General features: G+C 63.5%; 11 protein-coding genes and 2 pseudogenes. 1 reads left to right on the forward strand and 12 read right to left on the reverse strand.

The window, feature by feature from the left end; translation table 11 throughout:
- Positions 1–3 precede the first annotated feature (3 nt).
- From rplC to OMK73_RS26265, 5 genes are all read right to left on the reverse strand, one after another.
- Positions 4–654: a 50S ribosomal protein L3 gene (gene rplC, locus OMK73_RS26245; protein WP_267604574.1), complete on the reverse strand. Its 651-nt coding sequence runs from the start codon at positions 652–654 to the stop codon at positions 4–6.
- A 344-nt stretch (positions 655–998) separates the two neighbouring features.
- Positions 999–1,490 (reverse strand): flavin reductase family protein, encoded by a 492-nt coding sequence (locus OMK73_RS26250; RefSeq protein ID WP_267604575.1) that lies wholly within the window; start codon positions 1,488–1,490, stop codon positions 999–1,001.
- Between the two features lies 1 nt (position 1,491).
- Complete coding sequence (locus OMK73_RS26255) at positions 1,492–2,733, reverse strand: styrene monooxygenase/indole monooxygenase family protein (RefSeq protein ID WP_267604576.1); 1,242 nt, start codon at positions 2,731–2,733, stop codon at positions 1,492–1,494.
- Positions 2,734–2,786: 53 nt separating this feature from the next.
- Entirely contained in the window at positions 2,787–3,575 is a 789-nt protein-coding gene (locus OMK73_RS26260; RefSeq protein ID WP_267604577.1) for an SDR family oxidoreductase, read from the reverse strand.
- A gap of 143 nt (positions 3,576–3,718) precedes the next feature.
- On the reverse strand, positions 3,719–4,954 hold the full coding sequence (locus OMK73_RS26265) for a dienelactone hydrolase family protein (protein ID WP_267604578.1): 1,236 nt from the start codon (positions 4,952–4,954) through the stop codon (positions 3,719–3,721).
- Positions 4,955–5,227: 273 nt separating this feature from the next.
- Here OMK73_RS26265 and OMK73_RS26270 point away from each other — a divergent pair, with 273 nt between their 5' ends.
- Positions 5,228–6,205, forward strand: coding sequence for an AraC family transcriptional regulator (locus OMK73_RS26270; protein ID WP_267606518.1), 978 nt, complete (start codon positions 5,228–5,230; stop codon positions 6,203–6,205).
- A 103-nt stretch (positions 6,206–6,308) separates the two neighbouring features.
- On the opposite strand, the gene rpsJ is transcribed toward OMK73_RS26270, so the two are convergent.
- The 7 genes and pseudogenes from rpsJ to rpoC form a co-directional block, all read right to left on the reverse strand.
- Positions 6,309–6,617 (reverse strand): 30S ribosomal protein S10, encoded by a 309-nt coding sequence (gene rpsJ, locus OMK73_RS26275; protein ID WP_006160488.1) that lies wholly within the window; start codon positions 6,615–6,617, stop codon positions 6,309–6,311.
- 94 nt (positions 6,618–6,711) lie between these two features.
- Entirely contained in the window at positions 6,712–7,902 is a 1,191-nt protein-coding gene (gene tuf, locus OMK73_RS26280; RefSeq protein WP_267604579.1) for an elongation factor Tu, read from the reverse strand.
- 76 nt (positions 7,903–7,978) lie between these two features.
- A complete protein-coding gene (fusA, locus tag OMK73_RS26285) occupies positions 7,979–10,081 on the reverse strand; it encodes an elongation factor G (RefSeq protein WP_174424950.1) in 2,103 nt (700 codons plus the stop codon).
- Between the two features lie 117 nt (positions 10,082–10,198).
- Entirely contained in the window at positions 10,199–10,669 is a 471-nt protein-coding gene (gene rpsG, locus OMK73_RS26290; RefSeq protein ID WP_035876146.1) for a 30S ribosomal protein S7, read from the reverse strand.
- Between the two features lie 227 nt (positions 10,670–10,896).
- Positions 10,897–11,274: a 30S ribosomal protein S12 gene (gene rpsL, locus OMK73_RS26295; RefSeq protein ID WP_006162330.1), complete on the reverse strand. Its 378-nt coding sequence runs from the start codon at positions 11,272–11,274 to the stop codon at positions 10,897–10,899.
- Between the two features lie 359 nt (positions 11,275–11,633).
- A pseudogene (recQ, locus tag OMK73_RS26300) lies at positions 11,634–13,496 on the reverse strand (DNA helicase RecQ).
- A gap of 282 nt (positions 13,497–13,778) precedes the next feature.
- Positions 13,779–18,022, reverse strand: a pseudogene (rpoC, locus tag OMK73_RS26305) (DNA-directed RNA polymerase subunit beta').
- Between the last annotated feature and the right edge of the window lie 60 nt (positions 18,023–18,082).

Raw genomic sequence — 18,082 nt, forward strand, 5'->3', positions numbered from 1 at the left:
TCCTTAAGCTTTGGCTTTGGCCTTGACGGCCGGGGTAACGATAACCTTGCCGCCCTTGGAGCCGGGAATGGCGCCCTTGACCAGCAGCAGCTTGCGCTCTGCGTCGATCTTGGCGATTTCCAGGTTCTGGACGGTGCGGGTGACGTCACCCAGATGGCCAGTCATGCGCTTGCCGGGGAACACACGGCCCGGATCCTGCGCCATACCGATGGAACCCGGCACGTTGTGCGAACGCGAGTTACCGTGGGTGGCACGACCCGATGCGAAATGGTGGCGCTTGATGGTACCGGCGTAGCCCTTACCGATGGTCACGCCCTGGACGTCGATCTTCTGACCGACTTCGAACAGGTCGACCGACAGCGTACCGCCGGCTTGCAGTTCGCCAGCCTTAGCGGCATCGATGCGGAATTCGCGGATGATTTCACCAGCTTCAACACCAGCTTTGGCAAGGTGACCTGCCAAAGGCTTGGTGACGCGGCTAGCGCGGCGTGCGCCGAAAGTGACTTGAACCGAGGTATAACCGTCGGTCTCGTCCGTCTTGATTTGTGTCACGCGGTTGTCGCCGACCTCGACCACGGTAACGGGAATTGAATCGCCGTCGTCCGTGAAAATACGGGTCATGCCAACCTTGCGACCTACAAGGCCAAGGCTCATGGTTTGCTCCATTCCCAGCTGCGATTGGCCGGGGCTGATTAAATACACGAAAACAGTGTTTGCAGTGCGGGGCTTGCGCTGAAGAAGACTGCGCGCGGCCAAATTGGCCAGCCCACTACCCATAGACAAACGGGTAGCCTTACACTATATCCCAGCGGTTTGGAAAGAGCAAGCGTGACCTGGGAAGTTGGAGTCTGGACGCGGGCGGGTGTTGTTTTGTGATGTTTGCACTTGGCGCCGGCGCTCTGCGATGCGATTTTCGGGGCCGTTAGCGGGGTTGCTAGCGGCTGTATCGACACTTGATGTCCGCATCCAAGTGCCGATACAGCCTGATACAGCCTGCGTTACCGCCCTACCCTTACGAATTCCCCGCCGAAGAACACCAACGGTTCGCCCTCCCCCACGTCAAATCCCTCCACCGCCCCGACGATCAGCAAGTGATCCCCCACCACGTCGGCACGCTCCACCCTGCACGCCAGCGTGGCCAGCGCCTCGTCCAGGTAGGGCACGCCGCGCTCGCAGCGCCGATGGGGGACGCCGGCAAACTTGTCCTCCGCCGGCGTGGCAAAACGGCGCGCCAGCTCGCCATGCCCCGCCTGCAGGATGCTGACGCCAAAGTGCTTGCCGACGGCAAAGTGCCCGGCATTCGGTGAATGCAGCGCCAGGCTCCACAAGACCAGCGGTGGCGCCAGCGACAGCGAGGCGAAGGAGTTGATGGTCAGGCCAATAGGGCGACCCTCGGCGCCGCACGCCCCGATGACCGCCACGCCGGTGGCGTAACGGCCACAGGCCCGGCGCAGCGCCCTCGTATCCAGCACAGCGCATGCGGCTTCCATTTCAGGCAGCCTGCGGCAGATGCTGGTCGATCAACTGCTGGCACGCAGCGGGATCGGCCCACCAGGGAAAGAAGTCCGGCGGGTTGTCAAAGCCTTTGGCAATGCGTCCGGCCAGCGCCGGCGCATGGCCAGCCGCGCCAAGCAACGCCAGGATATGCGGCGGCGGCGGCGTGAGCAGGGAATTGGTCCAGTTCACCACGTCGCCGGCGTATTGCCAGTAACACGCAAACGTCTGCTCCATCCAGCCCGCGTCGAACGCGCGATCGCCATGCGCGACGATGGCATCGAGATACACCCTGCAGCACTTGGCGGCGTTGTTTGAGCCCTGCCCCGTGATGGGGTCGTTGACGACTACAGCGTCGGCCATGCCGAACACAAGCCTGCCCGAGGGCAAGGTCATGACCGGGCGGCGCACGGTTGGGGCGAAGCGGCCGGCGAGTATGCCTTGCGCGTCGGTCAGCGTCACCGCATCACAGCGCTCGGCCTCCCACGGTAGCCACGTGCACAGGATGCGCATGCTCTCGGCGAGGTGCTGCTCCGGCGAGCGTGCCTCCGCCCAGCGGTCCATCGGGCCACCGGGTATGCCCTCGAACACCATGATCTCGCAGGGCCCGGACAGCGTCAGGGCCGGGAAGACGAAGTATTCGCCAATGCCGGGAATCAGGTTGAAGCAAACCCGCGAGAACGGGGTCCGCGGCGTCATGCCGTTCACATAGGTCAGGGCCAGCGAGCGCTGCGGCGCGCTAAAGGGACTGCGCGTGGCGTCACGCTCGAAACGGCTGACGATCTCGCCCTTGCCGGCCGCGAGCAGCACAAGATCATGCTCGCGCGCCAGCGCTTCCAGCTCATCGATGCCGGCGTCGGCGATGCGCAGGTCGCCGCCGCGTTGCACGAAGGCCTCCATCCAGGCGGGCATCTTGAGACGCTGGTCCACTGCCTGGGCTGCCCGATCGAGTGGGGCTGCCCAATCGATGAGTTTGGTCCCTGGCTGCTCCGGATGCGGAATCGCCAGACCGATCCCTTCCACGGGCGGGCACGTGTCGTCCCACCAGTTAAGGCCAAGCTCCCGCTCGGTCTGCAGTGCACGGTCGAACATGCACTGGCTGGACATGACCTTGCCCGCCCGGACCTGGTCCGGCGTGCGATTGGTCATCAGCGTGACCCGGTAACCCTTGGCTTGCAGGCCCAGGGCCATCTGCAGGCCGGACTGGCCCGCGCCGACGATGGCAATGCGTTGGCTCATGGCAATCTCCTACTTGAAGTTCAGCGTGGAAATCGAAGTCCTGGAGCGCGGCGTCAGCCGGCCAGGCGCGGGATGGCAGGGACGTTTTGCTCCGGCCCCATTGCCGAGTAGCCGCCGTCCACCGCGTAGTCGGCGCCGGTGACAAAGCTGGCATGGTCCGAGCAGAGGAACAGCACGACCTGGGCCACTTCATCGGGCTCGCCCACGCGGCCCAGCAGGTGGAAGTCCGCCGCCACGCGATCGGTGCGCTCGCGGTTGCCGCCGCTGACCTCATCCATCAGCCGGCACCAGGTCCAGCCCGGCGAGACCGCGTTGACGCGGATCCGATCCGGCGCGAGGTCCATCGCCATGCTGCGGGTAAGCTGCCGGATAGCGGCCTTGGAGGCCGGATAAAGCCAGCGTCCAGTCTGCGCCACATTGGCCGAGATGCTGGTGAAGTTGACGATCGCGCCGCCGCCGCGTGCGCGCATTCCATCGTGGACGGCCTGGGCCAGGATCACGCTGGAGACTACGTTGACGTCGAGCGCGGCGAGCCATTCACGGCGGTTCGACTTGAAACCGTCGTCGAGATAGGTGCAGGCCAGGTTGACGAGGTAGTCGATGCCGCCGAAGTGCCGCGCCACCTGTGCGACGGCCGCCACCACCTGGGTGTCGTCGGTGATGTCGGTGCGGATGAAGATCGCGCGTTGGCCTAGTTCGGCGGCAACGCGCTCGCCGCCGCCGGCATCGATATCGAGTATCGCCACTCGCGTTCCGGCCTCCACGAAGGCCTTCGCGACTCCCGCGCCGATTATCGTGGCGCCACCGCTGACGATGGCAATCTTGTCCTGCAGTCCTTTCATGACGTTGTCTCCTTGTATTCGGTGCGTTGCCCGTGCGCCTTGGGGGCCATCCGGCGCCGTAGGCGCAGCGGTACCCGAGGCGCGTGCCGGGCACGCCCCTTTGCTTGATGACGTCGATATACCGGGGCGCGTATGCGCCCGGATTACTTGCCCTCGCTCTCCCGCCAGCGCGCCATCAGCGTGTTGGAGGGCAGCGTTTCGTCGAGCAGCTTGCGCGCGGTCTCGACACCGGCCACGGGCAGGCCGGCTGGATCGAGCTTGCCGATCTGCACCAGCACGCTCGCCTGGTCCCAGTAGATGTGCTCGTGGTACAGCTTGCCCCCGCGGAACTTGACGATCGCGATGAGGGGGATCTCCACGCGCTTGCCGGTGGGCGCCACGCCCGGCAGCATCCAGTCGACCTCGCAGGTATGCGTGAAGCAGAACAGCATCTCGTCGACGATCTGGCTGGCGCCCACGGTGCGCGACAGCGGGATCAGCGTCGTATCGGGCGGATTGCTGTTGACGAAGTGGTTCTGGTAGAAGCGCTTGAGCTGCCGGTGGCCGACGCCGCCGGTCATGGTCGGGATATGATTGACATATGGCTCGGCCACCATCGTCGCCATGGTGGCGTCGACATCGCGGGTGGCGAATTCGTATTCGCAGTGCTTGTCCCAGAGGGCCGAGAAGTCGTAGTGCGGCCCCATCTCTGCGCGCAGCGCGGCAATCGAGCGCTGATGCGCCATCAGCGCCGAGGGGCGGTCGAAATGCTCGCCGCCGGTGCGCGCGAACGCGTGGTCGACGCCTGGATAAACGTACAGCTCGATACCGTCCTTGCCGCCAAGGGCTGCGCGGATCTGCGCTTGCGCCTCGGGTGGGCAAAAGCCGTCGCGCTCGGCCACGTGCAGCACCAGCCGTCCCTGGATATCGGCCGCCTCGCCCAGCGCGCGCTCGATGCCGACGCCGTAGTACGCCACGGCACAGGCCACGCCGTCCAGGCGGCAAGCAGCTAGATAGGCGAGCTTGCCACCCAGGCAAAAGCCAAGCACCCCGGTCTGGCCCACGCATTCGGGGCGGGCGCGCAGCGCGTCCAGCGCCGCACCGACATCCTTGACGCCGAGGGCCTCATCGAAGCGCTGATACAAGCCCAAGGCGCGCTGGAAGTCCTCGCCGCGATCGCCCAGTTCGATGCCAGGGGCGATGCGCCAGAACAGGTCCGGCACCAGCACCGTGTAGCCTTCTTCGGCGTAGTAGTCCGCCACGGCGCGCATGGTGGCGTTGACGCCGAAGATTTCCTGGCACAACACAATGCCGGGCCCCTTGCCCGCTGCGGGCGTGGCGAGGTAGGCGCTGAACGTGCCGCTACCGTCGGCGGCGTGGATCTGGATGGTCTGGCCCATGGGCTGCGTTCCTTTGTTTTGGGGGATGGGGCTACCGTGCTGGATTCCATCATGGGCGATCCGCACCGCAGCAAGCTAGCCGCGGGCTGCAGCGGCTATCCGATTAGTGCAGGAAAATACCGGTGCGGGCAAGGGGCGCCGGGAAGCGATCCACTATAGTGGTGTGAAGGAATCCGCCCGCAGGCTGGCCGGGCTCAACGTACGTAGCGGCGCGCCAATGACGCCGAGGAGCGAGACAATGCCGCAGCCCCCGCGGCCACGGCCACCGAGCCGCTGGCAGGCGCTCTGCTATCCGACCCCGCCCGGCTGGTCTTCGCCTCGACCGACCAGGCCCAGACGCGCGCAGCGGTGGGTACGGTTTTCAAGCCGCACAAGCTCACCATCGGCGGCACGACGCTGGCTGCCCGCATGCATCATGCGCCACTTGGCGCCGTGTCGTTCAACCGGCTGGCCTATGGCGCGGAGGTCCAGATCGAGCCTGGGCCGCTTGATGATTTCCTGCTTGTGCAGATGCCGCTGGCGGGCCATGCCCAGATCCATTGCGGCCAGCAGCAGATCCTCTCCGACCGCGACACGGCCTCGGTGCTCACGCCCAGCGACCCCGTGCGGATGCGCTGGAGCCACGACAGCGACCAGTTGATCGTGCGCGTGGAGCGCGGTGCCATGGAGCGGGTATGCGCGGCGTACCTCGGCCATCGGCCACAGGCACCGCTGCGCTTCGAGCTCGGGATGGAGTGGCGCCGCCTGGCAGCCTGGTACCAGCTGATGCACTACCTGGCGGACCTGCTCGCGCTGGCGCCGGATGCGGCGCGGCATCCGTTGACGGCTTGCCAGCTGGAGCAGCTGGTGATCGGCACGTTGTTGACGGTGCAGCCCCATAGCCTGGCGGAGGCGATGCGGGCACGGGGCAAACTCTTGGCGCCGCGTCACGTGAAGCAGGTCGAGGAATACATCCATGCCCATGCGCAGGCACCACTGACCCCGGCCCTGCTGGCGGAAGTCGCCGGCGTCAGCCTGCGCGGGCTCTATGCGGGCTTTCGCGAGCATCGGGGCATCAGCCCGATGGCCTACCTGCGCGCGGTGCGACTGGAGCGTGTTCGCCATGACCTGCTGAACGACCTGGCGATCGACTCTGTCACGGCCGCGGCCCTGCGCTGGGGCTTTGGCCACCTGGGTCGCTTCAGCGTGGAATACCGCAAGAATTTCGGCGAGCCGCCGGGCCAGACGCTGCGCCGGCGCGGGCCTTCCTAGGCCGCATTGCGGTGAAATGGGAGCACAAAAACAAGAACGGCGAACCGAAGTTCGCCGTTCTTGTTTGCGCAAAACCGCTTTGGGCGGTCTTGTGCGGAATACCTTACACCTTGATTTCGACGTCGACGCCGGCCGGCAGGTCGAGCTTCATCAGTGCGTCAACGGTCTTGTCGGTAGGATCGACGATGTCCATCAGGCGCTGGTGAGTACGAATCTCGAACTGATCACGGCTCGTCTTGTTGACGTGCGGCGAACGCAGGATGTCGAAGCGCTGGATACGGGTCGGCAGGGGCACCGGGCCCTTGACGATCGCGCCGGTGCGCTTGGCGGTATCCACGATTTCGGCTGCCGACTGGTCGATCAGGCGATAGTCGAAAGCCTTCAGGCGGATACGGATCTTCTGGTTCTGCATGATATTTCCTTTAAAGAGCGATGGGCGGCTAGCGCCCTGGAACAAGGGAACTGGCCGACGGTATTGTACCGCCAGCCAGCTCCAGGAAGTTTGCTTAGTCGAGGATCTTTGCCACGACGCCGGCGCCGACGGTACGACCGCCTTCACGGATGGCGAAACGCAGGCCTTCTTCCATGGCGATCGGGGCAATCAGCTTGACCGTGATCGACACGTTGTCACCCGGCATGACCATTTCCTTGTCCTTCGGCAGCTCGATCGAGCCAGTCACGTCGGTCGTACGGAAGTAGAACTGCGGGCGGTAGTTGTTGAAGAACGGGGTGTGACGGCCGCCTTCGTCCTTCGACAAGATGTAGACCTCGCCGGTGAAGTGCGTGTGCGGCTTGATCGAACCCGGCTTGCACAGCACTTGGCCGCGCTCGACGTCTTCGCGCTTCGTGCCGCGCAGCAGCAGACCCACGTTGTCGCCAGCTTGACCTTGGTCCAGCAGCTTGCGGAACATTTCCACGCCGGTGCAGATGGTCTTGACCGTCGGCTTGATACCAACGATTTCGATTTCTTCACCGACCTTGATGATGCCGCGCTCGATACGACCGGTCACAACCGTGCCACGGCCCGAGATCGAGAACACGTCTTCCACCGGCATCAGGAAGGTGCCGTCGATGGCACGTTCCGGCGTCGGGATGTAGGTGTCCAGCGTGTCGGCCAGGGCCAGGATCGCTTGCTCGCCCAGTTCGCCCTTGTCGCCTTCCAGTGCCAGCTTGGCCGAACCCTTGATGATCGGGGTGTCGTCGCCGGGGAATTCGTACTTGGACAAGAGCTCGCGCACTTCCATTTCGACCAGCTCGAGCAGCTCGGCGTCGTCGACCATGTCGCACTTGTTCAGGAACACGATGATGTAAGGCACGCCAACCTGGCGGGCCAGCAGGATGTGTTCGCGGGTCTGGGGCATGGGGCCGTCAGCGGCCGAGCACACCAGGATTGCGCCGTCCATCTGTGCGGCGCCCGTGATCATGTTCTTCACATAGTCAGCGTGGCCCGGGCAGTCAACGTGTGCGTAGTGGCGGTTAGCCGTTTCGTACTCGACGTGTGCGGTATTGATGGTAATACCGCGTGCCTTTTCTTCCGGCGCTGCGTCGATTTCGTCGTACTTCTTGGCCGAACCGCCAAACTTGGCTGCCAGCACCGTGGCAATTGCTGCCGTCAGGGTGGTCTTGCCATGGTCAACGTGACCGATCGTGCCAACGTTCACGTGCGGCTTAGTCCGCGAGAACTTTTCCTTTGCCATTTTTCAGCTCCTAATCGAAACCAGTATGTCGTATTCATAGTGCCGCCGCGCACAACGCGCGGCGGCGGATTTTTACTTACTTGCCACGTGCCGTGATCACGGCGTCGGCTACGTTCTTCGGCGCTTCAGCGTAGTGCTTGAACTCCATCGTGTACGTAGCGCGGCCTTGCGTGGCCGAACGCAGCGAGGTCGAGTAGCCGAACATCTCTGCCAGCGGAACTTCCGCGCGCAGGATCTTGCCACCGCCGACCATGTCGTCCATGCCCTGGATAATGCCGCGACGCGACGACAGATCGCCCATCACGTTACCCATGAAGTCTTCGGGCGTTTCCACTTCCACGGCCATCATCGGCTCGAGCAGCACGGGGCTTGCGCGACGCATGCCTTCCTTGAAGCCCATGGAGCCAGCCATCTTGAACGCGTTTTCGTTCGAGTCCACATCGTGGTACGAACCGAAGAACAGCGTGACCTTGACGTCGACCACCGGGAAGCCTGCCAGAACGCCGGAGTTCAGGGTGTCCTGAATGCCCTTGTCCACTGCGGGGATGTACTCGCGCGGCACCACGCCGCCCTTGATGGCGTCGACGAATTCGTAGCCCTTGCCCGGTTCTTGCGGCTCGAGCTTCAGCACCACGTGACCGTACTGGCCACGGCCGCCCGACTGCTTGACGAACTTGCCTTCCACTTCGTCGCAGGTCTTGCGGATGGTTTCGCGGTACGCAACCTGGGGCTTGCCCACGGTGGCTTCCACGCCGAATTCGCGCTTCATGCGGTCGACCAGGATTTCCAGGTGGAGCTCGCCCATGCCCGAAATGATGGTCTGGCCGGATTCTTCGTCGGTCTTGACGCGGAACGACGGATCTTCCTGTGCCAGGCGGTTCAGGGCGATGCCCATCTTTTCCTGGTCAGCCTTGGTCTTCGGCTCGACAGCCTGCGAAATCACCGGCTCCGGGAACACCATGCGTTCCAGGATGATGATGTGGTCCGGATCGCACAGCGTATCGCCCGTGGTGGCTTCTTTCAGGCCAACCGCGGCGGCGATGTCGCCTGCCAGCACTTCCTTGATTTCTTCGCGCTGGTTGGCGTGCATCTGCAGAATCCGGCCCAGGCGTTCCTTCTTGCTCTTGACCGGGTTGTAGATGGTGTCGCCCGAATTGACCTTGCCCGAGTAGACGCGGAAGAAGATCAGCTGGCCGACGAACGGGTCGGTCATGATCTTGAACGCCAGAGCGGAGAACTTTTCGTCGTCCGCGGCACGGCGCGACGTTTCCTTGTCGTCGTCGTCCACGCCGGTGACCGGCGGGATGTCGACCGGCGACGGCAGGAAGTCGATCACGGCGTCCAGCATACGCTGCACGCCCTTGTTCTTGAACGCGGTGCCGCACAGCATCGGCTGGATTTCGCAGGCGATGGTACGGTCACGCAGGCCCTTGATGATCTCGGCTTCGGACAGTTCGCCCTCTTCCAGATACTTGTTCATCAGCTCTTCGTTCGACTCGGCAGCTGCCTCGACCATCTTCTCGCGCCATTCGTTGCACGAGTCGGCCAGTTCAGCCGGGATGTCCACGTAGTCGAACTTGGTGCCTTGGCTGGCCTCGTCCCAGATGATCGCCTTCATCTTGATCAGGTCGACCACACCCTTGAAGGTGTCTTCGGCGCCGATGGGCACAACGACGGGAACCGGGCTGGCCTTCAGGCGGGTCTTCAGCTGGTCGTAGACCTTGAAGAAGTTCGCGCCGGTACGGTCCATCTTGTTGACGAAGGCCAGGCGCGGCACGCCGTACTTGTTAGCCTGGCGCCAGACGGTTTCCGACTGGGGCTGCACGCCACCCACTGCGCAGTAGACCATGCATGCGCCATCCAGCACGCGCATGGAGCGCTCCACCTCAATGGTGAAGTCCACGTGGCCCGGGGTGTCGATGATGTTGATGCGGTGTTCCGGGTAATTGCCGGCCATGCCCTTCCAGAAGGCGGTGGTGGCAGCGGAGGTGATCGTGATGCCACGCTCCTGTTCCTGCTCCATCCAGTCCATGGTGGCGGCGCCATCATGCACTTCACCGATCTTGTGGTTCACACCGGTGTAGAACAGGATACGCTCGGTCGTGGTGGTTTTACCCGCGTCAATGTGAGCCGAGATACCGATATTGCGGTAGCGCTCAATGGGAGTCTTACGAGCCACTTTAATCCTCTATTCGTCCGTGAGACGCCGGCATCTCATTGCCAACGCCCGTAACACAAACGGGCGAGCGTGTGAAAACACAGCCCGCCCGGCAACCAACCGCGTAACTCGCGCGCTTTAGAAGCGGAAGTGCGAGAACGCCTTGTTGGCTTCGGCCATGCGGTGCACTTCGTCGCGCTTCTTCATCGCGCCGCCGCGGCCTTCCGCTGCTTCCAGCAGCTCACCTGCCAGGCGCAGCGCCATCGACTTCTCGCTGCGTTTTTTCGCGGCCTCGCGCAACCAACGCATCGCCAATGCCAAACGACGCGACGGACGGACTTCGACCGGAACCTGATAGTTGGCGCCGCCCACGCGACGGCTCTTCACTTCGACCACCGGCTTCACGTTGTTGATCGCAACGGAAAACACTTCAACGGGGGCCTTGCCTGCCTTCTTTTCGATCTGGTCGAACGCGCCATAAACGATACGTTCGGCAACCGACTTCTTGCCGTCCAGCATCAGGACGTTCATGAACTTGGCAACTTCAACGTTACCGAACTTCGGATCGGGCAGGATATCCCGCTTGGGGACTTCACGACGACGTGGCATCTTCTTTCCTTTAGATTCAGTTGAGAGCGCGGCAATGATTTCCCGCTCTCCGGCCACCAACTAGCTTGCCTTCCATCGAGGCAAATTCGCCGGGTGACCACTTACTCGACGGCACGGCGCGACAAACGCTCCGTTTTACCGCCGCCTGGTGACAGCACCATGACGCATTCGCCACAGGCCATCGTTTGTTGCTTCGGGCTTTGTGCCCAGCTTGCCTGGCGTTAGCCTTAAGCAGCCTTCGGACGCTTCGCGCCGTACTTCGAACGTGCCTGGCGACGATCCTTCACGCCTTGCAAGTCCAGCGAGCCGCGGACGATGTGGTAACGCACACCCGGCAAGTCCTTCACACGGCCGCCGCGAATCAGCACGACCGAGTGTTCTTGCAGGTTGTGGCCTTCACCGCCGATGTACGAGATGACCTCGAAACCGTTGGTCAGGCGCACTTTGGCGACCTTACGCAGTGCCGAGTTCGGCTTCTTCGGCGTCGTGGTGTACACACGGGTGCACACGCCGCGACGCTGGGGGCAGTTCTCAAGCGCCGGGCTCTTGCTCTTGACGACTTCAGAGACACGCGGCTTGCGAACCAGTTGGTTGATAGTTGGCATTGTTCAATCCAGCTTGGTTTTACGGAAAAACACCCCTGGGGCCACAAGCAATGGGCCGAAGAGGCAACGACGGGTTTTGGGCGGGAAAAGTGAGCGAGCGCTCTTGAGACGGACCTGTGGAGGAACAGACTGGCCAAAGAGCGCGAGCTCGCCTGGGATCCCGCTGCGACCACACCACCAGAGCATCACACGATCCCCTGGCGGGCTTGCCGATTGCGAACCGAGGGCCACAATTGCGACAGGCGAGCGAAATCCAAAGCCAAAAACTCGAATCTGACATGCTAGCAGCGACTACGTAAACGGTCAAGCAGCTTCTGACACAAGCACAAGCGTGCTTCTCCACTTGGCGCGGCCGGGCCTCAAAAGTCCTCCACGGCACCCAGCGCTTCCAGGATGGCGTCGCCATAGCGCTCCAGCTTGGCGGCGCCGATGCCGGGGACCTCAGCCATTGCAGTCAACGAATCCGGTGCGCTGCGCGCCAGTTCGGCCAGCGTGGCGTCATGGAAAATCACATAGGCCGGCACACCGTGTTCGCGTGCCGTCTCGGTGCGCCATTTGCGAAGGGCTTCCCAGTTGGCCAGCGCCTCGGAATCCATGCCGGCGGTATGGTCGGTGCGGGCGCCGGTGGAACCGCGCGCCCCACGTTCGCCGCTCTTGACGGGCTTGCTGACCTGCCGGCGCAGGGTGATCGGCATTTCCCCTTGAGCACGGCGCGGGCGGACTCGCCCAGCAACAGTGCGCCATGGCCGCCGTGGTCGATGACCAGCAGGCCGTGGGCGATCAACTGGCGAAAGATGGCATGCCATTCCGACACGGTGCGCTCGGCCCCGATCCCGAAGGTGGAGACTTTGTCGTGGCCCCATTGGCGGATCTTTTCCGACGCATTGCCGCGCAGCACGTCGACCATGTGGGTCGCCCCGAAATGGACGCGGCTGGCCTGCGCCGTGCGATAGACGCAGGACAGCGCCATCTGCGCTTCACGCGTGCCGTCCCAGGTGGCGGGCGGCTCCAGGCAGGTGTCGCAGTTGCCGCAGGGTTCGCTCGCTTCGTCGAAATAGCCCAGGATGCGCACACGCCGGCAGCCGGCGGTCTCGCACAGCCCAAGCAGGGCATCGAGCTTGGCGGACGAGACGCGCTTGTGCGCGTCATCCGCCTCGGACTCGTCGATCATGCGCTTTTGCTGGACCACGTCGCCCAGCCCGTAGGCCATCCAGGCGTTGGCCGGCAGCCCGTCGCGGCCGGCGCGGCCAGTCTCCTGGTAGTAGCCTTCCATGCTCTTGGGCAGGTCCAGGTGGGCGACGAAGCGCACGTCCGGCTTGTCGATGCCCATGCCGAAGGCAATGGTGGCCACCATGATCACGCCCTCTTCCTCGCGGAAACGAGCCTGATGGTGCTGGCGCACGCCCGCATCCATGCCGGCGTGGTACGCCAGCGCGTTGAGGCCCTGGGCGCTGAGGTAGCTCGCGGTGTCCTCCACCTTCTTGCGCGACAGGCAGTAGACGATGCCGCTGTCGTGCGTGCCGTCGGCGGCCAGGTGCTCGGCCTTGATAAAGGCCAGCAGCTGCTGGCGCGCATTGTCTTTCTCGACGATGCGATAGCGGATATTGGGGCGGTCGAAGCTGGAGACGAAGACGCGGGCGTCGTGCAGCGCGAGGCGCTCCACGATTTCCTCGCGCGTGACGGAATCCGCGGTGGCCGTCAGGGCAATGCGCGGCACTTCCGGGAAGCGCTCGTGCAGCACCGAAAGCTGGATGTACTCGGGCCGGAAGTCATGGCCCCACTGCGATACGCAGTGCGCCTCGTCGATGGCGAACACGCCGATACGGGTACGCTGGAGCAGATCCTGGAAGCGCGGCGTCATCAGCCGCTCGGGCGCCACATAGAGGATTTCCAGGCGGCCGGCGAGCAGGTCGCGCTCCACCGCGGAGGCCTCGGCCCCGCTGAGCGTCGAGTTCAGCACGGCCGCGCGCACCCCGCCTCGGACAGCGCCGCGACCTGGTCCTGCATCAGCGCGATCAGCGGCGACACCACGATGCCGGTGCCCTGCCCCGCCCTCTGGCGCAGCAATGCGGGAACCTGGTAGCACAGCGACTTGCCGCCGCCGGTCGGCATCAGGACCAGGCAATCTCCACCATCGGCCACATGGTCGATGATCTCCCCTGCCGGCCGCGGAAGGCGTGGTAGCCGAAAACATCCTTGAGAATCGCCAGGGCGCGCGACATAGCAACAGCTTAGAAAAGGGGTGGAACCGCGAAAGGCGTAACCATACCACCAAGGGCGCGGCTATCTACTTCGGGCTGTGACGAATGTTCCCGGATTTCTTTCGCCCGGTGGCGCATGGTGCACGGGTCAGTGCCTTTGCGGCAAAGCATGCGTACGACGAATAAAAATGACCGAAGAAGACAGGAAGAAATAAAACCGGATATATAACGACAGGCAAAAAAACCCGGCCACCAGGGCCGGGCTTCTTCGTGCAGCTTGCTTGCAGGTTCAGGCTGGCAGTCTTAGACCGCGTCGCCCTCGCCTTCGGTCGTCGCCGGCACCACCGGCGGCTCGATGAAGAGCGACTGCTCTTCATCGGAGATCGCCTGGGCGCGTTCGCGCTCGGCCGCCTCGCGCGCCTTGCGGGCACGGTGGTAGGCCAGACCCGTACCAGCGGGGATCAGTCGGCCAACGATCACGTTTTCCTTCAGACCACGCAGGTCGTCGGTCTTGCCCATGATCGCGGCTTCGGTCAGCACGCGGGTGGTTTCCTGGAACGATGCCGCCGAGATGAAGCTGTCGGTGGACAGCGACGCCTTGGTGATACCGAGCAGCAGGTTTTCGTACGTGGCCGGACGCTTGCCTTCGGCGATCACGCGATCGTTCTCGTCAAGCAGTTCCGAACGCTCCACCTGTTCACCCGGGATGAACTTGGTGTCGCCCACATCCGAGATCTGCACGCGGCGCAGCATCTGGCGCACGATCACTTCGATGTGCTTGTCGTTGATCTTCACGCCCTGCAGACGGTACACGTCCTGCACTTCGTCGACGATGTAGTGCGCCAGTTCCTCGATGCCCTTCAGGCGCAGGATGTCGTGCGGGTCCGCCGGACCTTCCACGATCATTTCACCCTTGTTCACCACCTGGCCATCGTGCACCAGGACTTGCTTTTCCTTGGTGATCAGGAACTCGTGAGCGTTGCCGTCCAGGTCCGTAATCACCAGGCGTTGCTTGCCCTTGGTGTCCTTGCCGAACGACGTGGTGCCGGTGACTTCCGCCAGCACGGCGGCATCCTTCGGCGAACGCGCTTCGAACAGCTCGGCCACACGCGGCAGACCCCCGGTAATGTCGCGGGTCTTTTGCGATTCGGTCGGGATACGTGCAAGCACTTCACCCACGTGCACCTGCTGGCCGTCCTTCACGGTAATCAGCGCGCCGACCTGGAAGCCGATGGTCACGGAATGGTCCGTGCCCGGGATCTTCACTTCCTGGCCGTTGGCGTCGAGCAGCTTCACCTGCGGGCGCAGGCCCTTGGTGGCAGCCGTACGGCGCTTGGCATCGATCACCACGAGGGTCGACAGGCCGGTGACTTCGTCCATCTGCTTGGCGACGGTCACGCCTTCTTCGACGTTCTCGAACTTGGTCGTGCCGGTGTACTCCGACACGATCGGGCGCGTCAGCGCGTCCCATGTGGCCAGCTGGGTACCCGCCTTGATGGCCTGGCCATCCTGCACGAGCAGCATGGCGCCGTACGGGATCTTGTGACGTTCGCGCTCACGGCCGTGGTCGTCGGTGATCAGCGATTCGCCCGAACGCGAGATGACGATCAGCTCGCCCTTCGCGTTGGTGACGTAACGCATGGTCGCCGTGAAACGCACGGTACCGGTTGCCTTGGCTTCCACGCTGGATGCCACCGCCGAACGCGATGCCGCGCCGCCGATGTGGAACGTACGCATGGTCAGCTGGGTGCCCGGCTCGCCAATCGACTGGGCGGCGATCACGCCAACCGCTTCGCCGGAGTTCACCAGCACGCCGCGGCCGAGGTCGCGGCCATAGCACATGCCGCACAGGCCGTAGCGCGTGTCGCACGACAGCGGGGTGCGCACCTTCACTTCGTCCACGCCGATGGCGTCGATCATGTCGACCAGGTCTTCGTCAAGCAGGGTGCCGGCTTCGATCGCGGTTTCCTGGGTTTCAGGGTTCACCACGTCGGACACCGTCACACGGCCGAGAATCCGGTCGCGCAGGGCTTCGATCACTTCACCGCCTTCGACCAGGGCCTTCATGGCCACGCCGTTGGTCGTGCCGCAATCGTCTTCCACCACCACCAGATCCTGCGTCACGTCGACCAGACGACGAGTCAGGTAACCCGAGTTCGCGGTCTTCAGTGCCGTATCCGCCAGGCCCTTACGCGCGCCGTGGGTGGAGATGAAGTACTGCAGAACGTTCAGCCCTTCACGGAAGTTCGCCGTAATCGGCGTTTCAATGATCGAGCCATCCGGCTTGGCCATCAGGCCCCGCATGCCGGCCAGCTGACGGATCTGCGCAGCGGAACCGCGCGCGCCCGAGTCGGCCATCATGTAGATCGAGTTGAACGAGTCCTGCTTCACGGTGTTGCCGTGACGGTCGACCACGTCTTCGTGCTGGAGCTGCTCCATCATCGCCTTGCCCACCTGGTCGCCGGCGGCGCCCCAGATGTCCACGACGTTGTTGTAGCGTTCCTGGTCGGTCACCAGGCCCGACATGTACTGCTTGTCGTATTCCTTCACCTTGGCGGCCGCATCGGCAATGATCTTTTCCTTTGCGGCGGCACCAGCATGTCGTCGATGGCGATCGAGATACCGGCGCGCGTTGCCAGGCGGAAGCCCGACTGCAGCAGCTTGTCAGCGAAGATCACGGTTTCGCGCAGGCCGCACTTGCGGAACGCGGTGTTGATCAGGCGCGAGATCTCCTTCTTCTTCAGCGGCTTGTTCAGCACCGAGAAAGGCAGGCCCTTCGGCAGGATCTCGGACATGATCGCGCGGCCGACCGTGGTGGCCTGCAGCGTGATCTTGGGCGCGAAGCGGGCATCGCCCACGGCGTCCTTGTCGACCAGCTCATACTCGGTGATACGCACGTTCACGCGGGAAGCCAGTTCGACTTCCTTGTTCTCGTAGGCGCGGATCACTTCGCTGATGTCGGCAAACGTCAGGCCTTCGCCCTTGCCGTTGATCTTGTCGCGGGTCGTGTAGTACAGACCCAGCACCACGTCTTGCGACGGCACGATCGACGGGTCGCCGTTGGCCGGGAACAGCACGTTGTTGGAGGCCAGCATCAGCGTGCGGGCTTCCATCTGCGCTTCCAGCGACAGCGGGACGTGAACAGCCATCTGGTCACCGTCGAAGTCGGCGTTGAACGCCGCGCAGACCAGCGGGTGCAGCTGGATGGCCTTGCCTTCGATCAGCACCGGCTCGAACGCCTGGATGCCCAGGCGGTGCAGCGTCGGCGCGCGGTTCAGCATGACCGGATGCTCGCGGATCACCTCTTCGAGGATGTCCCACACCACCGCGGTCTGGCTTTCCACTTCCTTCTTCGCCGCCTTGATGGTGGTGGCGATGCCCATCGTTTCCAGCTTGTGGAAAATGAAAGGCTTGAACAGCTCGAGCGCCATCAGCTTGGGCAGGCCGCACTGATGCAGCTTGAGGGTCGGGCCCACCACAATGACCGAACGGCCGGAGTAGTCGACGCGCTTGCCCAGCAAGTTCTGGCGGAAACGGCCGCCCTTGCCCTTGATCATTTCGGCCAGCGACTTCAGCGGACGCTTGTTGGCGCCCGTCATGGCCTTGCCGCGGCGACCGTTGTCCAGCAGCGAGTCAACCGCTTCCTGCAGCATGCGCTTTTCGTTGCGCACGATGATTTCAGGCGCCTTCAGTTCGAGCAGGCGCTTCAGGCGGTTGTTACGGTTGATGACGCGGCGATACAGGTCGTTCAGGTCCGAGGTGGCGAAACGGCCACCGTCCAGCGGTACCAGCGGACGCAGTTCGGGCGGCAGCACCGGCAGCACTTCCAGGATCATCCATTCCGGCTTGATGCCCGAACGCTGGAACGCCTCGAGCACCTTCAGGCGCTTGGCGAACTTCTTGATCTTGGCTTCGGAGCCCGTGGTCTGCAGCTCGGCGCGGATCGTTTCGATCTGCTTTTCGATGTCGATGCCGCGCAGCAGTTCACGGATGCCTTCGGCACCCATCATGGCCACGAACTCGCCTTCGCCGTACTCTTCGCACTTGGCGATGTAGTCGTCCTCGGACATGATCTGGCTCTTCTTGAGCGGGGTCATGCCGGGCTCGAGCACCACGAATGCTTCGAAGTACAGGACGCGTTCGATGTCGCGCAGCGTCATGTCGAGCACCATGCCCAGACGCGACGGCAGCGACTTCAGGAACCAGATGTGCGCGGTCGGCGCAGCCAGTTCGATGTGGCCCATGCGCTCGCGGCGCACCTTGGCCAGCGTCACTTCAACGCCGCACTTCTCGCAGATCACGCCACGATGCTTCAGGCGCTTGTACTTGCCGCACAGGCACTCATAGTCCTTGATCGGGCCAAAGATCTTGGCGCAGAACAGGCCATCGCGCTCGGGCTTGAAGGTCCGGTAGTTGATGGTTTCCGGCTTCTTCACTTCACCGTACGACCACGAACGGATCTTCTCTGGCGATGCCAGGCCGATCTTGATCGCGTCGAACTGCTCTTCCTGCTGAACCTGCTTAAAGAGATCGAGCAATGCTTTCATTGCAACTCCTTGTTTCGCCGCCAGCCCGACAGCATGTCGGGCCCGCGGCATTCATCCTGT

It is taken from the genome of Cupriavidus sp. D39 (assembly GCF_026627925.1).
Lineage (GTDB): Bacteria > Pseudomonadota > Gammaproteobacteria > Burkholderiales > Burkholderiaceae > Cupriavidus > Cupriavidus ulmosensis.